The 17,245-nt window shown below is 46.7% G+C and carries 17 protein-coding genes; 2 read left to right on the forward strand and 15 right to left on the reverse strand.

Features of this window, described 5'->3' with window-relative positions; translation table 11 throughout:
* Positions 1 to 9: 9 nt before the first annotated feature.
* The 4 genes from BLU87_RS12825 to BLU87_RS12840 form a co-directional block, all read right to left on the reverse strand.
* Positions 10 to 549 carry a TRAP transporter small permease subunit gene (locus tag BLU87_RS12825; protein WP_092349271.1) on the reverse strand — a complete coding sequence of 180 codons (540 nt, stop codon included), beginning with the start codon at positions 547 to 549 and terminating at the stop codon, positions 10 to 12.
* 84 nt (positions 550 to 633) lie between these two features.
* Positions 634 to 1,719 carry a TRAP transporter substrate-binding protein gene (locus BLU87_RS12830; RefSeq protein ID WP_092349274.1) on the reverse strand — a complete coding sequence of 362 codons (1,086 nt, stop codon included), beginning with the start codon at positions 1,717 to 1,719 and terminating at the stop codon, positions 634 to 636.
* A gap of 237 nt (positions 1,720 to 1,956) precedes the next feature.
* Positions 1,957 to 2,667, reverse strand: a complete 711-nt coding sequence (gene btsR / locus BLU87_RS12835; RefSeq protein ID WP_092349277.1) for a two-component system response regulator BtsR — start codon at positions 2,665 to 2,667, stop codon at positions 1,957 to 1,959.
* The gene (locus tag BLU87_RS12840; RefSeq protein WP_092349280.1) at positions 2,645 to 4,342 is read right to left on the reverse strand and encodes a sensor histidine kinase; all 1,698 of its coding nucleotides are present in this window, start codon (positions 4,340 to 4,342) and stop codon (positions 2,645 to 2,647) included. Before BLU87_RS12840 ends, btsR begins: the two co-directional genes overlap by 23 nt.
* Before the next feature lie 241 nt (positions 4,343 to 4,583).
* On the opposite strand from BLU87_RS12840, the gene BLU87_RS12845 reads away from it, so the two are divergent.
* Both BLU87_RS12845 and BLU87_RS12850 read left to right on the forward strand, forming a co-directional pair.
* Positions 4,584 to 5,138 (forward strand): TRAP transporter small permease subunit, encoded by a 555-nt coding sequence (locus BLU87_RS12845; RefSeq protein WP_092349283.1) that lies wholly within the window; start codon positions 4,584 to 4,586, stop codon positions 5,136 to 5,138.
* Positions 5,131 to 6,450 carry a TRAP transporter large permease gene (locus BLU87_RS12850; RefSeq protein WP_092349286.1) on the forward strand — a complete coding sequence of 440 codons (1,320 nt, stop codon included), beginning with the start codon at positions 5,131 to 5,133 and terminating at the stop codon, positions 6,448 to 6,450. The genes BLU87_RS12845 and BLU87_RS12850 overlap by 8 nt, the downstream gene beginning before the upstream one ends.
* Positions 6,451 to 6,524: 74 nt before the next feature.
* Here BLU87_RS12850 and BLU87_RS12855 read toward each other — a convergent pair whose 3' ends face one another.
* From BLU87_RS12855 to proB, 11 genes are all read right to left on the reverse strand, one after another.
* Positions 6,525 to 7,619, reverse strand: a complete 1,095-nt coding sequence (locus tag BLU87_RS12855) for a TRAP transporter substrate-binding protein (RefSeq protein WP_092349289.1) — start codon at positions 7,617 to 7,619, stop codon at positions 6,525 to 6,527.
* An 86-nt stretch (positions 7,620 to 7,705) separates the two neighbouring features.
* Positions 7,706 to 9,175: a PAS domain-containing sensor histidine kinase gene (locus BLU87_RS12860; RefSeq protein ID WP_092349293.1), complete on the reverse strand. Its 1,470-nt coding sequence runs from the start codon at positions 9,173 to 9,175 to the stop codon at positions 7,706 to 7,708.
* Positions 9,176 to 9,266: 91 nt separating this feature from the next.
* A complete protein-coding gene (locus BLU87_RS12865; protein WP_092349296.1) occupies positions 9,267 to 9,992 on the reverse strand; it encodes a ComFC family protein in 726 nt (241 codons plus the stop codon).
* Positions 9,993 to 10,005: 13 nt separating this feature from the next.
* Positions 10,006 to 11,532: a 2,3-bisphosphoglycerate-independent phosphoglycerate mutase gene (gpmI, locus tag BLU87_RS12870; protein WP_092349299.1), complete on the reverse strand. Its 1,527-nt coding sequence runs from the start codon at positions 11,530 to 11,532 to the stop codon at positions 10,006 to 10,008.
* A gap of 1 nt (position 11,533) precedes the next feature.
* Positions 11,534 to 12,904 (reverse strand): tetratricopeptide repeat protein, encoded by a 1,371-nt coding sequence (locus BLU87_RS12875; protein WP_175498390.1) that lies wholly within the window; start codon positions 12,902 to 12,904, stop codon positions 11,534 to 11,536.
* A 42-nt stretch (positions 12,905 to 12,946) separates the two neighbouring features.
* Entirely contained in the window at positions 12,947 to 13,300 is a 354-nt protein-coding gene (locus tag BLU87_RS12880) for a TraR/DksA family transcriptional regulator (protein ID WP_175498391.1), read from the reverse strand.
* A gap of 25 nt (positions 13,301 to 13,325) precedes the next feature.
* A complete protein-coding gene (gene rlmH, locus BLU87_RS12885) occupies positions 13,326 to 13,799 on the reverse strand; it encodes a 23S rRNA (pseudouridine(1915)-N(3))-methyltransferase RlmH (protein ID WP_092349308.1) in 474 nt (157 codons plus the stop codon).
* Positions 13,799 to 14,155, reverse strand: a complete 357-nt coding sequence (rsfS, locus tag BLU87_RS12890; RefSeq protein WP_245706496.1) for a ribosome silencing factor — start codon at positions 14,153 to 14,155, stop codon at positions 13,799 to 13,801. The genes rlmH and rsfS overlap by 1 nt, the downstream gene beginning before the upstream one ends.
* Before the next feature lie 21 nt (positions 14,156 to 14,176).
* Positions 14,177 to 14,815 (reverse strand): nicotinate (nicotinamide) nucleotide adenylyltransferase, encoded by a 639-nt coding sequence (gene nadD, locus BLU87_RS12895; RefSeq protein WP_175498392.1) that lies wholly within the window; start codon positions 14,813 to 14,815, stop codon positions 14,177 to 14,179.
* Between the two features lie 10 nt (positions 14,816 to 14,825).
* Positions 14,826 to 16,082 (reverse strand): glutamate-5-semialdehyde dehydrogenase, encoded by a 1,257-nt coding sequence (locus BLU87_RS12900; RefSeq protein WP_092349316.1) that lies wholly within the window; start codon positions 16,080 to 16,082, stop codon positions 14,826 to 14,828.
* Positions 16,082 to 17,224: a glutamate 5-kinase gene (gene proB, locus BLU87_RS12905; RefSeq protein WP_092349319.1), complete on the reverse strand. Its 1,143-nt coding sequence runs from the start codon at positions 17,222 to 17,224 to the stop codon at positions 16,082 to 16,084. The genes BLU87_RS12900 and proB overlap by 1 nt, the downstream gene beginning before the upstream one ends.
* Between the last annotated feature and the right edge of the window lie 21 nt (positions 17,225 to 17,245).

Consider the following 17,245-nt stretch of genomic DNA (forward strand, 5'->3'; position numbering starts at 1 on the left):
GATTTAAAATCAGAGGATATTATCTTCAATCTTTTGTTGCGGGAAAGGCTCCAACCCACGGTAAATACGGATATTCCGCACGACAAATCCCAGGGCAGATATAATCAAAAAAATAAAAGAGAGCGGGATCACAGCCTTGATCAGATAGGTATGCGTTAGCCCCCCTGGATCACCGCTGATTTCACCCATCGAGTAAGATTCATGGACAAACCAGATCGAACCACTAATAATCAAATAAGCGAGGGGAATCAGAAAAAATACGGTTCCAGCAATATTAACAATGGCTTTCACTTTAGGGCTGAAGCCATCATATAAAACATCGACCCGCACATGTCCTTCTTCTTTTAAGGCATAGGAGATTCCAAAGAGAAAAACGATAGAAAAAATGTGCCATTCCAACTCTTGCATTGCAATGGAACCAGTACGGAAAAAGTAGCGTAAGATGGCATCATAAAATACGTTGACCAACATCACCAACATCAGGACAGCTGAGATCCAGCCGATAACGTCGGAAAAACGATCCAGAATTCTTTCAACTTTTAACAGCATAATAATCCTGCCGATGACTAATAGAGGTAAAAAGAGGGGCTCCCAGCACCAGTGGCTGGGAGCCATAAACAAGGAAGCTATTTTTTATTCAAGATTATCTTTTAAATATGCGTAATCAGAAATTTCCGTCCAGCGACGTGCTTTTTTCATGTAAGCAGTTTGCGCATCATAAATCTTCTTAAACATAGGGTCTTTAGCCGCAGAAGCTTGTAACAGTTTTTCATTTTCAACCTTCATTGCAGCAATGACATCTTTAGGGAAAGTTTTGACTTTAACGTTGGGATATTCGGTCCCCAACTTATCAATGTTTACAGCACTATCATTATAGGAACGTGCATACATGTCATAAGCGGAGAATTCCATCGCAACTTCAAGAATTTTTTGCAAATGTTTCGGTAATGCGTCAAACTTTTTCTGATTCACCAGAAATTGCAGTTCTGTTGCAGGCTCATGCCAACCGGTATAATAATAAGGGGCAATTTTATGAAACCCCATATTCAGGTCGAGCGAGGGACCTACCCACTCCAGAGCATCAATGGTGCCACGATCGAGAGCAGTGTAAAGCTCACCTGGAGGGATGTTTGTGACAACAACACCAAGCTTGGAAAGGACTTCACCCGCAAAGCCTGGAACCCGCATCTTCAGACCTTGCAAATCACTTAAGCTATTGATTTCTTTCTGAAACCAACCCCCCATTTGATTACTGGTATTACCACCGGGATAAGAATAGACACCATGGCGGTCGTACACTTCTTTCATCAGCTCCATGCCGCCACCATAATAGAACCAGGCATATTGCTCTGGAGCAATCATACCAAAGGGCATAGTCGTAAAGAACATCGTATTCATGTCCTTACCTTTCCAGTAATAAGACGCTGAGTGCCCCATCTCATACTGTCCCGCCTTAACCATATCGAGAACACCAAAAGCGGCCTTATGCTTATTGGCTGAATCGATGCGGATTTCCATCTCGCCGTTCGACATCTCCTTAACTAGATCGGCCATTTTGATAACAGCATCCCCAAAGATAGGAAAGCCTGTCCCCCATGTCTGAGCCAACTTCCAGCGATACTTGGGAGCTGCTTCAGCCTGAGGGGCTAAAATCCCCACCAGCAACAACGAGCAAACGGTCAGGAGACAAACTGTCATTCGCAGTACAGATTTTTTCATCCTTTTCCTCCACATCCAAAGTAAAATAATTATGGGATGACAAAGATATAGCCACTATAATCGTAGACATACAAACTCACCCCAGCTGCCAATATACTGATGATAAGGGCACTCCAACCTGCCCTTTCTCAACTCTGAAAATTTAAACTGGGGGGAAACAATAGACCAAGGAGTGAATAGGTTAGCGGTCGCATAGATCAATTAAGCGGTAGATTAACCGGTGACCTATCTTTTGCCTCAAAGTTGCAATGAAACCTTCAGTTGACGCAGATATCTGCGACTGACCGGAAGGGTGTTACCTGCTCGAGTTTTAATTTCACCCAAACCATTAGCAAAAAAGATGATCTCATCAATCCGTTCAGGATTGACCAGATACTGCCGTTGACAACGCAACAGTGCGGTCCGTTCTTCCAGGACTCGTAAAGTCAATTCCGTAAAAAAATGACCATCGTGAGTCACAACATAAATTCCAGCGACATCTGAATAGACATAATCAACGGTTGCGGGAGAGATAAACTTAACCCTATTGGCAAATTGACAGGGAATATGGCTCAAAGATTCAGCTTGATAGCGGGGAGGATCTCCCCGTCGAATCATATCTCGGACCTTATTGACCGTCTTCAATAGTCTTTGTGGAGAGACCGGTTTGAGTAAATAATCGAGAGTTTTTTCTTCAAACGACTTCAAAGCATATTCATTATAAGCCGTGACAAAAACAACATGTGGCATAAGCTCATCTTCAAGCATTGCCAATAATTCAAAGCCATTTAGCGCTGGCATTTCAATATCAAGAAATATCAGTTCCGGTTTTTCTGTACGAATTTTGCGCAGAGCATCTATGACATTGGTGCAGGAACCAAGAATCTCAAACACTCCGGTTGCTCGCACAAGGTGTTCAAGTTCCTCGCGTGCATGTTGTTCATCATCAATGATTAGCGCCCGAATCATCTAATATCTCTTTATCTAAGGGAAACTTTATCTGCACTAAAGTCTTCTCATGCGGGACACAAGCAACTGTAAGACCAAACTCCTGCCCATAAATATTCTTTATCCGCCGATCAACAAGTCGCATTCCCAGCCCCTGAGGCTCAATGGGTGGACGATAATTTCCTGCATTATCCTCTACCTCTATAATAACAAATCCTGTCTCGCAGTAAGCCCGAACCCATACTTTTCCATGATCAAGAAGGTGAGCGACTCCATGTTTAATCGCGTTCTCAATAAGTGGTTGTAAGGTAAAAACTGGAATTTGCAAATTCAACAAGACAGGATCAATTTGTTGGTAAACAAATAAACGCTCACCAAAACGAGCTTTTTCTATTTCCAAATAGGAGCCGATATGCGCCAATTCTTCTTCTAAAGTGACAATATCCTGGCTCCGTTTCAGATTGGTCCGAAAGAATGTAGAGAGTTGCAACAACAATTCACGTGCCTGTCCCGCATCTTTCCGGACAACCGCCATGATCGTATTTAATGCATTAAATAAGAAGTGAGGATTGACCTGTGCCTGAATCAGTTTCAACTCAGACTGCACTAATAGAGATTTTTGTTCTTCGAATCGGGAGCGCAACAATTGATGGGAATACAGCGTCGCCAAACCTTCACCAAACGACCGATTGATATTAAGAAACAACTTTGTTTTAGGTTCGTAAAGACTGATGGTTCCGACAACCTCCTGATCCACTTGCAACGGTACCACCAAAACAGAGCCAATCGGACAGTTGTCCACCAATGGACACTTAAAGTTTTCATTAAAGCCATCGGCGAAGACAACCCGGTTTTCAAATAACGCCTGTTTCGACCATTTGCTGACGACAGAATTCCCGGCATGATGATGATCTGCACCAATTCCTGAAAATGCCAGAATTTCACTTCGATCGGTAATCGCAACAGCGCCAACTGCTGTTTCTTCGCGGATAATTTCAGCCATTTCCCGCGCCGTTTCAGAGCTGAATCCACGACTTAAGATTCCTAAAGTACGATCTGCCACAGTGAAAGCTTTCGAAGAAAACAGGGCTCCGACCTTATCTCGAACGCGACGCTGGTCCCTCACCATACTCATAAACAATGCAGCACCAACAGAATTGGCACAAATCATCGGCAGCGCTATCACCTTGACCAGAGCAACAGCATCAGTAAAAGGACGGGCCATAATCAGGATGATCGTCATCTGCAACATCTCAGCAACCAAAGTCGTCGCAAAAGCGATTAAAGGATGAAACACCTGCTCAGGTTGTTTACGGCGGTTCAAATAAAGATAGACCAGTCCACCGACAAGTCCCTCAACTGTGGTTGAAATGCCACAGGAAAAAGCAGTAAACCCACCAAGGGAAAATCGATGCAAACCGGCAGTCAGACCAACCGACAGTCCTAATATCGGTCCTCCAATCAGGCCAGCAAGGACAGCCCCAATAGCTCGAGTATTGGCAATCGCTCCCTGAATCGGCAACCCTTCATAGGTTCCAAGGATTGAAAACAATGAGAAAACGACATAAAGGAACAGAAGTTGTCGTTTTTGTAACTTCCCTCCTGACAGATAGTCCATCGCCGGGGATTTACTGAACAGGTACGCGACAACAATGAGTACTGCCGTCTGCTGCAGAAGCTCAAACATTAGCAACATAGAAAATCCTTTTGATAACCTTCTTCACTCAGCATAAAGGGATTCATATAACTCTGCAAAGGTTTCACGACCCAGCGGTCAGCAAAGACTCATTAGTGGTCATAACCGAGTAATCCCTGCCAAGACGGACCGTTCTTCAATAAAACAAGGATTAATTATTGACTCAAGACAGAAGTTGACAGATTATTACGGGTTCGTTTTTTTCACGGCCTTAAATATCTCTGCGTAAAATGGAAACTTTATGAAACTAATCCAGCGAATCGTTCTTACGATAGACAAACTGAGCACCAAGATTGGTCATCTGACGTCCTGGCTTAGCACGATCTTGGTTTTAACTGTCTGCTACGATGTCTTTACCCGTTATTTTTTACGCAAAAGCAGTGTTGGGGTGCAAGAACTGGAGTGGCATATCTTTGCCGTGCTGTTCATGCTCTCAGCAGCATACACCCTAAAGATCGACAAGCATGTTCGAGTCGATGTCATCTACACCCAGTTATCACCTCGGGCGAAAGCTTGGGTCAATATGCTTGGCGGGATTATATTCCTGATTCCCTTTTCAATTTTAGTCATCTGGGCTTCACAAGGATTTATCAGCATGAGCTGGGCCATCCAGGAAACCAGTCCCGATCCAGGGGGCCTTCCCTGTCGTTATCTCTTAAAGGCGATGATTCCGGTTGGCTTTGGTTTACTTCTCCTCCAGGGGATCGCCCAGATCCTGCGCTCATTTTGTACTGTGATCGGTCATCCGATGGAAGACAGTAACACCGAAGAGATAGAGGAACGGTACCATGCCTGAATATATGTCCCTGGTTCTATTTGCCACAGTTTTTTCTCTTTTGCTGCTGGGCTTTCCGGTCGCATTCACCCTGGGCGGGGTCTCTCTGATCTTTGGTTATTTCACCTTTGGATTAGGACTGTTCCAACTGCTCCCCTTGCGGATCTGGGGGACGATGAACAATTATGTCCTCATCGCCGTCCCCCTGTTTGTCTATATGGGGCTCATGCTTGAAAAATCCGGGCTGGCTGAAGAGCTCTTGGAAACCATGGCCATGTTGTTTGGAAAATTGCGCGGTGGTCTGGCCATTTCAGTTATTGTGGTTGGAGCTGTCCTCGCAGCCTCTACCGGGATTGTTGGTGCGACCGTTGTCACCATGGGGCTACTATCGCTCCCGACGATGCTCAAACGTGGTTATTCCCCCGAACTGACAACCGGAACAATCTGTGCTGCCGGAACCCTGGGCCAGATCATCCCCCCCAGTATTGTTCTGGTTCTCCTTGGTAGCGTCCTTAACGTCTCTATTGGTGACATGTTTATCGGGTCAGTTATTCCTGGGATCATATTGGTCAGTTTGTATATCCTCTGGATTGTCATTGTGGCATTTATCCGCCCTGATGCAGCGCCAGCAATGCCTGCAAGCGAACTTGCCGATTTCAGAAAAAACGGGATGTACAAAAAAATCTTCCGTGCATTTCTCTTGCCCTTCTTTCTGATTGTTGCAGTGCTGGGTTCAATTTTTGCCGGCATCGCTTCACCGACTGAAGCGGCAGCAGTTGGGGCAATGGGTGCAACCTTCTTGACCATCTGGCAAAAAAAGTTCAACCTTCACACCCTACGTGAAGTGATGCGCGGCACAACCACAATTACCTCTATGGCATTTATCCTCATTGTCGGCGCGAGCGCTTTTGGACTTGTTTTCCGTGGCATGGGAGGAGATCGTTACATCACCAATCTCATCCTCAGCACAGGGATGGAACCTGGACACTTTCTCCTCATTGTCATGCTGATCATATTCGTTGCTGGGTTTTTCATCGACTTTATCGAAATCACCTTTATTATCGTTCCTGTCGTAGCACCAATTTTTCAACATATGGGGATCGACCTTCTTTGGGTGGGGATCTTGATTGCCATGAACTTACAAACATCATTTCTGACCCCCCCTTTCGGTTTTTCATTGTTTTATTTAAAAGGAGTTGCTCCTCCAGAGATTACCACCTATCAGATCTATAAGGGGATCATCCCCTTTATCGTCATTCAGATGATCTGCCTTTTCGTCGTCGTTATCTGGCCTGAGACGGTGACCTGGTTACCGGGATACATGTCAAAATAGAAACTAGTCACAACTTCTAGCAAAAAAAAGCCTGCCAAATCGGCAGGCTTTTTCTCATCTATTCAACCCCAAAATCAATCGAATAATTCATAGTAAGGTTGTTCTGAAATCTTACTCCAAGCTAACTGTTGCTTTTGAAATGCTTTAAAACTGTCATAAACTTTTTGACTCTCAGGATCATTGGCAACGGCTTCTTCTAAAACCTCTACAGAGTATTTCCGTAGCTGTGAGATGACATCCGCTGGGAACTTTTTGAGGATAACCCCTTCCTCCTTGAGCATCTTGTCCAAATAGATATTATTTTTAGCTTCCGACTCACAGAGCACCCACATATTCGATGCGATAGTCGCGTTAGTCACGATTGCCTGTAAATCCTCCGGCAACGCCTCATAAGCACTTTTATTGACGAAAGATTCGAGAACACTACCGGCTTCATGCCAACCGGGATAATAGTAATACTTGGCAACCTTGTAGAAACCCATCATATAGTCATTATAAGGACCAACCCACTCGGTTGCATCGATAACACCGCGCTCAAGATTGGTATATAGCTCACCGCCAGCGGAAAGGACAGCAGTCCCTCCTGCTTTGGATAGAACCTTCCCCCCTAAGCCCGGAATGCGCATTTTCAAACCTTTGAAATCATCCATGCTTTTGATTTCGCGATTAAACCAACCGCCCATCTGCACACCGGTATTGCCTGCAGGTAGTGGCTTCAAATTAAACTTACTGTAAACGTCTTCCCAAAGTTTCATCCCGCCGCCAGCATAAAGCCAGGCGTTCATCGCCTGCGCATTCATTCCAAAAGGGACAGCCGCAAAGAATTGAGCTGCGGGAGACTTTCCGGCCCAGTAGTAGGCGGCGCCATGCCCCATCTCTACCATCCCTTGGCTGACAGCATCAAAGGCCTGGAGGGCTGGGACCAGTTCTCCGCCACCATACACCTGGATATTCAGACGACCGCCAGACATCGTCCTAATCATCTCGGCCAGTTTGTCCGCACCCTCACCTAGCAGTGGAAAGTGAGGAGGCCAGGTTGTGACCATCTTCCAATTATAGGTTTTCTCAGCTCGAACAATCGCTGGTGCTCCGATCGTTGTTGCTGTAGCCGCGACCGCTGTAGCTGCCGTCGCCTTCTTAAGAAAATCTCGCCGAGTGTTATTTTCCATGAACGTCTCCTTGCAAGTCATTTAATGAAAGTATTTATCCGGATGTGAGAATATAATTCGGTTCTATAAATGTCAAACCTTTGCAGTCAGCAATTCGATTTTTCCACTAGCGGAAAATCGACAATAAAAGTTGCTCCACCTCCAGGGGTCTCTTCAACCCATGCATTGCCTCCAGAAACCCGAGCAATCTTCGCGACAGTCGCAAGCCCGATTCCCGTCCCTGGGATTCCTTTGCTATGAATGCCGCGTTTAAAAGGTTCAAATATCTTCTCCCGCTCTTCAGGAGCAATACCAAGACCATGATCGATAACCTTGTAACGGACTCGATCACGATATTTCTTCCCTGAAATTTCGATACATGGATTCTGATGCACCGCATATTTCAATGCGTTAATCAGCAGGTTTCTAAACAGGTTTGTCAGCAACGATGCCGCGATAGTGACCGATGGAAGGGGAGCAATAGTTATTTTTGCCCCCGTTTCGAGGACGATATCCGCCAATTCAAGCTGTACATCTGCAGCAATCGAGGTCGCATCAATCGGTGATGTCGGAATGTTCATCTTGCCAACCTGTGATAACGACAACAGATCTTCAAGAAGATCCTTCATCTTTTCTGCGGTTTTCCTTATTTCGAAGATACAATCCTGACCGATATCATCCAACTGTTCACCATAGCGCTCATCGAGCAGTTCGGCAAAACCAATCAGGGGTGTTAAGGGTGAGCGCAGATCATGTGAAACAGTCGACACAAAAGCATCTAATTCTCGATTTGTCTGTTGCAAACGCCGTCGGTACTCCAATCTTTCGGTAATATCCCGACTGACTCCCAACTTATGGGTTGGATTCTCCCTTGTGGGATAGGGAGTATTGATAATTTCATAAGTCCGACCCGGTTCGCCCAAGGCTTTCTCCTGAAGCACCTCTCGTCCCTTTAATACCTGGGGCAAGGGACAGTCCAAGCACACAGACTCTCGTTTATAAATCGCTTGATAACAATACTTTTCACCAATCTCACCGATGATGTTTAACATGGCTCTATTGGCAAAGGAGATCCGATAACTAGGATCACAAATGTATGCGGGATCAACCATGCCATCGAGGACAGCCCGTAAACCTGATTTCTCAAGCTCAAGTTGTTGAGTCCGCTCTTCAACCGCAGCCCTCAGACTATGTTCCAATTTCTTGAGACGTGAAGTATCGATAAATGCCTCTATTCCCCCAACAACTTGCCCCCCTTTGTCTCGGAGTAAATCAACGTTCTTGGTCAATGAAACAGTTCGCCCGTCTTTATGCTGAAATGAACAGCTTAGCCCGATGTCGGGCTTTGGAGTTGATGAGGAAAAGATATCACAATCAGTGTGACAAGACTCACCACAAAGGATGGAGCAGTGTTTCCCCACGACCTCTTCTGCGGTGAAACCAGTAATTCTGGTGGCCTCGGCGTTCCAATAAATGATGGTCTTATGAAGATCGACTAAAAACAATCCGGTAGGAATAGTTTGCAACAAAGCTTCAAGAGGATATTCAGAAAGCAATTGATACAAGCTTGGATTCATCGCTCCTCCTCATGGAAATGATTCTACAAAAAATTTTATTGTATCATTTCATCCTTCCTTGAGGGATATTTTGTTCACCGCCCTTAAAACATCAAGCCGCCCGACCAATAACAGCGACATAAACAGCTTTGGCTCCACCCGTTAGCAGCACTTGACAACAAGCATCGGCGGTCGCCCCCGTCGTTAACACGTCATCAATTAGAAGCACTGTCGCGTTTTCAATCGATCGCTGGATGGCAAATGCTCCTTGCAGGTTCGTGGCTCTCTGCTTAGCCGAAAGACCTTGCTGAGATTGAGTTTCTTTGACTTTCAGTAACAGATCAGTCAGCACTGGAAGATTTCTGATTTTGGCAAATTCACGTGCCAGCAGCAGTGCTTGATTATAGCTACGTTGCTGTAGACGCTTATGGTGCAATGGTACCGGAATGACAACATCGAGAGGCAGATCAGCCTCAACTTCCCGCTCAAGTAACACCCCAAGAGAGCGATCCAAACCGACCTTACGGTTAAATTTGAAATGGTGTATTGCGCGTCGTAACGACTGATCATAAAGGCCGACGCTGTAAACCTTCTCGTAAGCTGGTCGATTTCTTATGCAGCGTCCACAAAGATGGGGACGATTAGATTTCCCCGTAAAGGGGAGAGCACAGAGGGGACAATGAGAGGATGGAATAGGAGTGAATCCGGCCAGACAATCATCACAGAGGACATCCGTATCTGTCGCGGACAGAGGACGTCCGCAAAGTGGACAAGCGGGCGGAAAGAGTTGCTTAAACAACAGCAGAAAAAACGTTTTTATACTTGGAAATCCCCCCATTCCCATATCACTTTCAACTGATGAATAATGACTTTCCGGTCATCGCAGCCGGTTGTTCTAATCCCAGTAACTCCAGAATCGTTGGTGCTAGATCAGCAAGAATGCCATCGTGAAGAGGTCGATCCTTGTGTTTTGGATCCACATAGATACAGGGTACCAAATTGGTGGTATGCGCGGTATGCGGATGGCCGTTGGCATCCACCATTTGTTCACAATTGCCATGGTCAGCAGTAATCAATAATTGCCCCCCGGCCTGAACCACCGATGCAACCACCCGTCCCAGACAACTGTCCACCGCTTCCACAGCCTCAATTGCCGCCGACAAAACCCCGGTGTGGCCAACCATGTCACAATTAGCGAAGTTAAGGATAATCAACTGGTATTCACCGGATTCAACACGCGCAACCACTTTATCAGTCACCTCGACGGCACTCATCGCGGGCTTTTGATCATAAGTTGCAACATCCTGAGGGGAAGGAACCAGCACCCGATCTTCACCGGGCCAGGGTTTTTCAACACCACCATTGAAGAAAAAGGTGACATGTGCATATTTTTCTGTTTCCGCAATTCGCAGTTGCTTTAGTCCAGCTTTGGAGACAACTTCGGCCAGAATATCGGGATAGACCTCAGAAGGAAACGCGACCGGCAGATCAAAGGTTTCATCATACTCAGTCAGACAGACGTAATCGACAAGTCTTGGTATTTTATTGCGATGAAACCCGTCAAAGTCTTTCGACGTTAAAGCCCGGGTTATTTCTCTGACACGATCAGAGCGAAAATTGAAGCAGATAATGCCATCCCCGTCATTAATGTCACCTGCTTGACTGACAACCCAGGGCTCGACAAACTCATCGGTCTGGTTGGCGGCATAGGCGGCTTCAATCGCTGTGGCTGAAGAATCTGCCGATTGCCCGACACCTTGAGTCATGGCCAGATAGCACTTTTCAATCCGCTGCCAACGATTATCCCGATCCATCGCCCAGTAGCGTCCGGTTATGGTGACGACTCTCCCAAGACCAATTTGCTTGAGTTCCGTTTCCAGTTGTTGCAGATATCCACCCGCACTTTTCGGTGGGGTATCACGGCCATCCAGAAATGCATGGATACAGACATCTTTAACACCCAGCTTCTGTGCCATCCGGATCAGGGCGTAAAGATGAGTATTGTGGGAGTGGACTCCACCGTCAGAGAGCAACCCCAGCAGATGCAGTTTCCCACCTGAGGCCGCTAACTGCTGGTAAAGACTTTTCAACGCCGGATTATCAAAAATTGAACCATCGGCAATAGCCAGACTGATCCGACTCAAGTCTTGATAAATAATCCGCCCGGCACCAATATTCATGTGTCCGACTTCAGAATTGCCCATCTGCCCATCCGGCAACCCGACATCGCCCCCTGAGGCGCTTAAACGACTGACGGGATAGGTCTCCCGGAGAGCATCCAAGACCGGAGTTTTGGCCTGACAAGCAGCATTATTTTCACAGCTTTCACTAATTCCCCAGCCATCCAAGATAACTAAGGCTACAGGCCCTGTTCCCATTTCAGCTCTCCCGCGATCCATGTGGAATCATTTTTGGTTCCTCTATCAGTTTAGCATCCTGAATCTGCTTGCGCTCAGGTAAGACCAGAGAATCCCAGGTTTTACATTCCGGACAACGACTAGACCACTCAGTAAACTTGGCTCCACAGTTTTCACAGACAAAACCAAGGAACAAGTAACCATCAATTCTTAATGCTTTCTGATACTCAACGACGGCCTCTTCAATATTATTGCGCCGCCGCTGTGCTTCAGCCAACAGCAGATGCAGTTTGCTGAAATCAACCCCTGAACTTTCCAAATCGGTCAAGTGCTGCATGGCTTCATCAACCATTTCCAGTCGCAGACAAAGGCGCCCAAGGTACAGTTTAAGAAGTAAATCTTCGCTATCGACCTGCATTTGGCTGCGATAGAAAGCAAGCAACGCAGCGGGGTCTTCAGCATCGATATAGAGGTCTTCTAATCTGGCGAGGAAAACGCTTCTCTTCAGCGCCTTATAACCATCCTGATAGACCCGAATAGCATCGGCATCGCGGCCTGCCTGACGATAGGCATCGCCAAGAGTCACCCGTGCCGGAGTGAACGATACATTGCGTTTGATAATGTCGCGACAAACTTCGATGGCTTGATCTTGTTTGCCATTTTCGAGTTCATTACGCGCAACCTCATAACGCAATTGCAGTAAAATCTGTTTCTCGATATCGGCTTTGGACCCGGATTTCGATATTTTTAATATCTTCTTCTGTAATTCAAGGGCATCCTGCCAATTCCCTAAATCCATTTGAATGTCACGTAACGCACGCATTGCTTTGCGGTTATTAACATCGCCATCCAACAATTCTTTATAGACGGCCATGGCCTCTTCACGCCGGCCACTTTCTTCATAAGTCAGGGCCAGTTTAAAGAGAACCTCTAACCCTTTAGGTTCAATTTTCAGAGCTTTTTTCAGCAGGTCAATCCCCTCTTGCGGATTTCCCTCTTGCAACGCTACGCTAGCCAGAGCGAGATAACAGTCAATCCGCTGCGGATCCCGGTCTAATGCCTTTTTCAACAACGCCCGCGCTTGCTTCATATCACCGGAGAGAAGTCGACCGACACCACTCCGATAGATGGCTTCTATCTCTTCTGCCTTCTTTAAGAGACGCCCCCCCTTCCAGTTACGGAAGGAATAAATAAATGCGCTCAAAAAATGGATCCCATTGCCTAACAGCAGACCAATCAACAACACACAGATCAGCATGATTGCCGATGGCAGAGTGTAACTGAGATCAGTGGTCAGAAAGATTGTCATATCTCCCGGGTTAATTCCCCAGAAGTACAAAAATCCAACAGCAAAGAGGATAAAAGCTAAAACGAGGACAGCAATTAAAATCATGACCATCTCCAAGCTAACCCACAGTGCGGGTCACAGGGTTATTTACTCACCAAACTTTTCTACTTCAGCTTTACAGTCAACACAATATCGGGAAAATGGCCTGACTTCCATGCGCCGCGCGGGAATCTCTTCTTCGCAGCGGAGACAAAGACCGTAAACACCCTTATCAATTCGTTCTAAAGCAGCATCAATATCGCGCACTCTGGATCGCTGAGTTTCACTAAGATTCATCAAGACTTCTTGATGATAACTATTGGCAGACATATCACCGATGTCGGGAACGCCATCTTTACCCAATGACTGAGAAGCGGCATAAGCACGCTCAGAATCAGCCAAAACTTCATCACGCATCTCAATCAAATGCGCCTTAATCTCTGCTAGATCTTTAACATCCATTGGGCAATCCACCTCCATAAACTACCTACCGGTTATGGTAGGGCTCATTTTTAATAATGGTACAGCTCCGATAGAGCTGTTCAAGTAACAAAACTCTAGCCATCTGATGAGTAAAAGTCATCTTTGACAACGACAGGATCAAATCTGCCTGCTTCCGAACCTCAGGAGCTAAGCCATAAGGCCCACCAACGATAAGACACCAATCGCGGCCACCATGGAGCATTTCTGTGGACAGGAGATCCGCAAATGACTCTGAACCCAGATTTCGTCCCCGCTCATCAAGAACAATAACAAAAGTCCGGGCAGGGACCTTTTCCAGAAGCCGCTCCCCTTCTCGCTTGAGCAGCCCCGTCTGATCTCCTTTGCGCCCCCCTTTTTCTTCTTTCAGTTCAACGATATCCAGAGGAAAATACCGTTGGACCCGTGCAGCGTATTCCTGTGCCGCTTCTCGCTGCCAAACTTCAGTCAACTTGCCAATGCAGATCAGCTTAAACTTCACTACGCTTCAGTCTGTTCCAGTTCAACCTCGGGAGCTTCACTCCATAGGCCCTCAAGGTCATAAAATTCACGAACAGACTGTTGAAACACGTGAACCATAATATCACCATAATCGAGTAGAACCCAGCGCCCCTTGTCCATTCCTTCGATTGCCAACGGCAGGACGTGATGGCTATGTTTAAGTTCTGTTTTGATATTTTCAGCGATAGCTTGGACTTGCCGGTCGGATCGTCCCGTAGCAATAAGCAGGTAATCGGTTAGGGTAGAGAGGTCTCTGACGTCGAGTAACTTGAGGTTCACTGCTTTTTTATCGAGTGCGTACTTAACAGCTAACATTCCTGTTTCTATAGATTGCAAATTATTACCTTCTTATTTTCTTTAAGAATAGAGGTGATGTGCCTTAATATAATCAATGACCGCCAGCGGAACCTGATCCGCGACATCCAGACCTGCAGACACCTTTTGGCGAATGTCCGTAGATGATACATCTTTACAGGTGTGGGCCACAGCAATCAATGAAAACCCCGTATCACATTGAAGATTTTTGGAGTCGGAATCATAGCAGAAGCGCCCTGCGATAGCAACTGGGAGAAGCTCTGGTATTGAGCCGACGTACCCAGGTCTGGCCGTTACCACAATATGCGCATACTCAAATAATCGCGGGTAATCTTTCCAGAGACTCAATTCCTGAAACGAATCAACCCCCATAATAAAATAGTATTCATTCTGTGGATACTTTGCATGGAGTTGTTGTAGCGTTTCTACCGAATAGCTCGCCCCGCCCCGTCGTCCTTCCAGGTCACAGCTACGGAACTGCGGGGTATTTGCCAGAGCCAGGTCGACCATGGCCAACCGATGCTCAAACGGGATGTCTGCGGCTAGATCTTTATGTGGGGGTTGACAGGTCGGAATAAACCACACCTGCTCAAGGTTACAACTTTTCTGCACCTCTGCGGCGATATATAAATGACCGAAATGGATAGGATTAAAGGTTCCCCCAAGCAACCCTATACGCATACATCCTCCATTATTCGCGAATTTGACCATCCCCGAGGACAATAAATTTACGTGTGGTTAGATCTTCGAGCCCCATAGGGCCAAATGAGTGCAGCTTACTTGTAGAGATACCAATCTCGGCTCCTAACCCCAGCTGATTACCATCGGAAAAACGTGAGGAAGCATTCACCATAACGACACTGGAATTAATTTCGCGTAAAAATCGTTGTGACAAACGATAATCATTGGTCACAATAACTTCCGTATGTAGAGAGCTATACGTCTCGATATGTTGGCGTGCCTGTTCATAGTCTGCAACGACACGAACAGCTAAGATCAACTCAAGATATTCTGCCGCCCAATCCTCTTCTGTTGCTGGGACCAGGTCCTTGACTATTTTTCTTGCTGCTTCGCAACCTCGCATCTCAACACCTGATTGGCGCATTGCAGAGACAATCTGTGGCAAAAATGTGGTCGCAACATCACGGTGAACCAACAGCGTTTCCATCGCGTTGCAAACACCGGGTCTTTGCACCTTAGCATTCAAACAGATCTGTTCGGCCATCCGCAAGTCAGCAGCAACATCAACATAGGTATGGCAGACTCCTTTGTAGTGCTTAATGACTGGGATTCGCGAGTTGTTAGCGACATAGCGAATCAAACCTTCACCACCGCGGGGGATTATAAGATCTATCTGCTCATCAAGCTGCAATAGCTCAGCCACCGCCTCTCTGTCACTCGTGGTTATGACCTGAAGTGCCGCCTGCGGTAACCCCATGGACTCTAATGGCTGTTGCAGGATGGCCCCAATCGCGCGGTTCGAATGGATGGCCTCGGAACCACCACGCAAAATCACCGCATTGCCGCTTTTCAAACATAACCCAGCAGCATCCGCAGTCACATTCGGTCGTGACTCATAGATAATACCAATCACTCCTAGCGGAATACGCTGCCGTCCGACCTTAATGCCATTGGGCCGCAACCACATCCCAGATATTTCACCAACAGGATCTGGAAGGAGCGCAACTTCGCGTAACCCGTCGGCCATTGCCACGACCCTCTCAGGGGTCAAGGTAAGGCGATCAAGCATTGCGGCAGCCATATTATTCTCTCGTGCCACACAGAGATCTCTCTCATTCTCTGCACAGATACGAGCGGAATGATCTTCCAGCGCTGTCGCCATATTCAAGAGCAACTGATTTTTCGTTGCTGAAGATAAAATTGCCATATCTCTCGACGCCTGTTTTGCGGCCTCAGCCACAGCCAGCATTTGTTCACCGATTGACATCAATAAATCTCCTCTTCATCTGTCGCTGCTAAAACCAGATTATCCCGGCAGACCACTTCATCCCGGTATTTATAACCGAGCACCTGTTCGATCTCAGCGCATTGTTTTCCCATTATTTGTAACACTTCAGCCAAAGAATAGCTGATCACCCCTCTGGCAAACTCCTTGCCTTCCCGTGTACAAAGACGCACCGCATCACCGCGCTCAAATCCCCCTTCGACGCCACAAATTCCTGATGGCAACAAACTCTTACCATGCTTCAGGACCGCCGACTGCCCCCCCTCATCAACGATCAGTTTGCCTTTGGGTTTTTTAGAAAACGCGATCCAGTGCTTTTTGGCCGTCAATTTTGAGTGAGCCGGCAAAAAATAGGTTCCGACATCTTCACCTGAGAATACCCGGGCAAGAATATTCGGGCTACGGCCATTGACGATCAAGGTTCCAACACCGCTCAAGCCTGCCCGCTTTGCCGCCTTAATCTTGGTAATCATCCCGCCAGTTCCCAAGCTCCCGTGCGATTTTCCACCGAGAGACTCAACTTCTGGTGTGATTCTCTCGACCACAGGGATCATTTTCGCTTCAGGATTAACTTGCGGATCCTGATCATAAAAGCCATCAACGTCTGAAAGTATAATTAACAGATCGGCTTCGGAAAGAGTCGTCACCAAGGCAGATAAATTATCATTATCACCAAAACGGATCTCCTCGACCACCACAGTGTCATTTTCATTGACTATCGGCGTAATCCCATACTCCAGCAAGGTCATGACCGTATTTCTGGCGTTGAGATAGCGGCGGCGATTGGACAAATCATCGCGGGTCAATAAGACCTGAGCCACATCATGATTCAGAGCATGAAAAGTTTCCTGATACTCGTGGATAATTCGAGTCTGTCCTATGGCTGCGGCAGCCTGTTTTTGCGGAATCGTCTGTGGACGTCCATTAATTCCAAGTTGCCTCTTCCCTGCGGCTACCGCACCAGATGAAACCACGATAATTTCCAGACCCTGGTCGATGAGACGACAAATACCTGTAGCAATCGAAGCAACTTGATCATTTTCCAAGCCGTGAGCATCAGAGATGACACCACTGCCAATTTTGATGACGACACGTTTCACATGTGCGAGCAAGGCCTTACGCATAAACCCCTCAACTCAAATGAG

It is taken from the genome of Desulfuromusa kysingii, assembly GCF_900107645.1.
In the GTDB taxonomy this organism is placed as follows: domain Bacteria; phylum Desulfobacterota; class Desulfuromonadia; order Desulfuromonadales; family Geopsychrobacteraceae; genus Desulfuromusa; species Desulfuromusa kysingii.

Bases quoted from the DNA above. Each gene is read 5' to 3' on its own strand.
- BLU87_RS12825 (WP_092349271.1), bottom strand. From the start codon at position 549: ATGCTGTTAAAAGTTGAAAGAATTCTGGATCGTTTTTCCGACGTTATC.
- BLU87_RS12830 (WP_092349274.1), bottom strand. From the start codon at position 1,719: ATGAAAAAATCTGTACTGCGAATGACAGTTTGTCTCCTGACCGTTTGC.
- btsR (WP_092349277.1), bottom strand. From the start codon at position 2,667: ATGATTCGGGCGCTAATCATTGATGATGAACAACATGCACGCGAGGAA.
- BLU87_RS12840 (WP_092349280.1), bottom strand. From the start codon at position 4,342: ATGTTGCTAATGTTTGAGCTTCTGCAGCAGACGGCAGTACTCATTGTT.
- BLU87_RS12845 (WP_092349283.1), top strand. From the start codon at position 4,584: ATGAAACTAATCCAGCGAATCGTTCTTACGATAGACAAACTGAGCACC.
- BLU87_RS12850 (WP_092349286.1), top strand. From the start codon at position 5,131: ATGCCTGAATATATGTCCCTGGTTCTATTTGCCACAGTTTTTTCTCTT.
- BLU87_RS12855 (WP_092349289.1), bottom strand. From the start codon at position 7,619: ATGGAAAATAACACTCGGCGAGATTTTCTTAAGAAGGCGACGGCAGCT.
- BLU87_RS12860 (WP_092349293.1), bottom strand. From the start codon at position 9,175: ATGAATCCAAGCTTGTATCAATTGCTTTCTGAATATCCTCTTGAAGCT.
- BLU87_RS12865 (WP_092349296.1), bottom strand. From the start codon at position 9,992: ATGGGGGGATTTCCAAGTATAAAAACGTTTTTTCTGCTGTTGTTTAAG.
- gpmI (WP_092349299.1), bottom strand. From the start codon at position 11,532: ATGGGAACAGGGCCTGTAGCCTTAGTTATCTTGGATGGCTGGGGAATT.
- BLU87_RS12875 (WP_175498390.1), bottom strand. From the start codon at position 12,904: ATGATTTTAATTGCTGTCCTCGTTTTAGCTTTTATCCTCTTTGCTGTT.
- BLU87_RS12880 (WP_175498391.1), bottom strand. From the start codon at position 13,300: ATGGATGTTAAAGATCTAGCAGAGATTAAGGCGCATTTGATTGAGATG.
- nadD (WP_175498392.1), bottom strand. From the start codon at position 14,815: ATGCGTATAGGGTTGCTTGGGGGAACCTTTAATCCTATCCATTTCGGT.
- BLU87_RS12900 (WP_092349316.1), bottom strand. From the start codon at position 16,082: ATGTCAATCGGTGAACAAATGCTGGCTGTGGCTGAGGCCGCAAAACAG.
- proB (WP_092349319.1), bottom strand. From the start codon at position 17,224: ATGCGTAAGGCCTTGCTCGCACATGTGAAACGTGTCGTCATCAAAATT.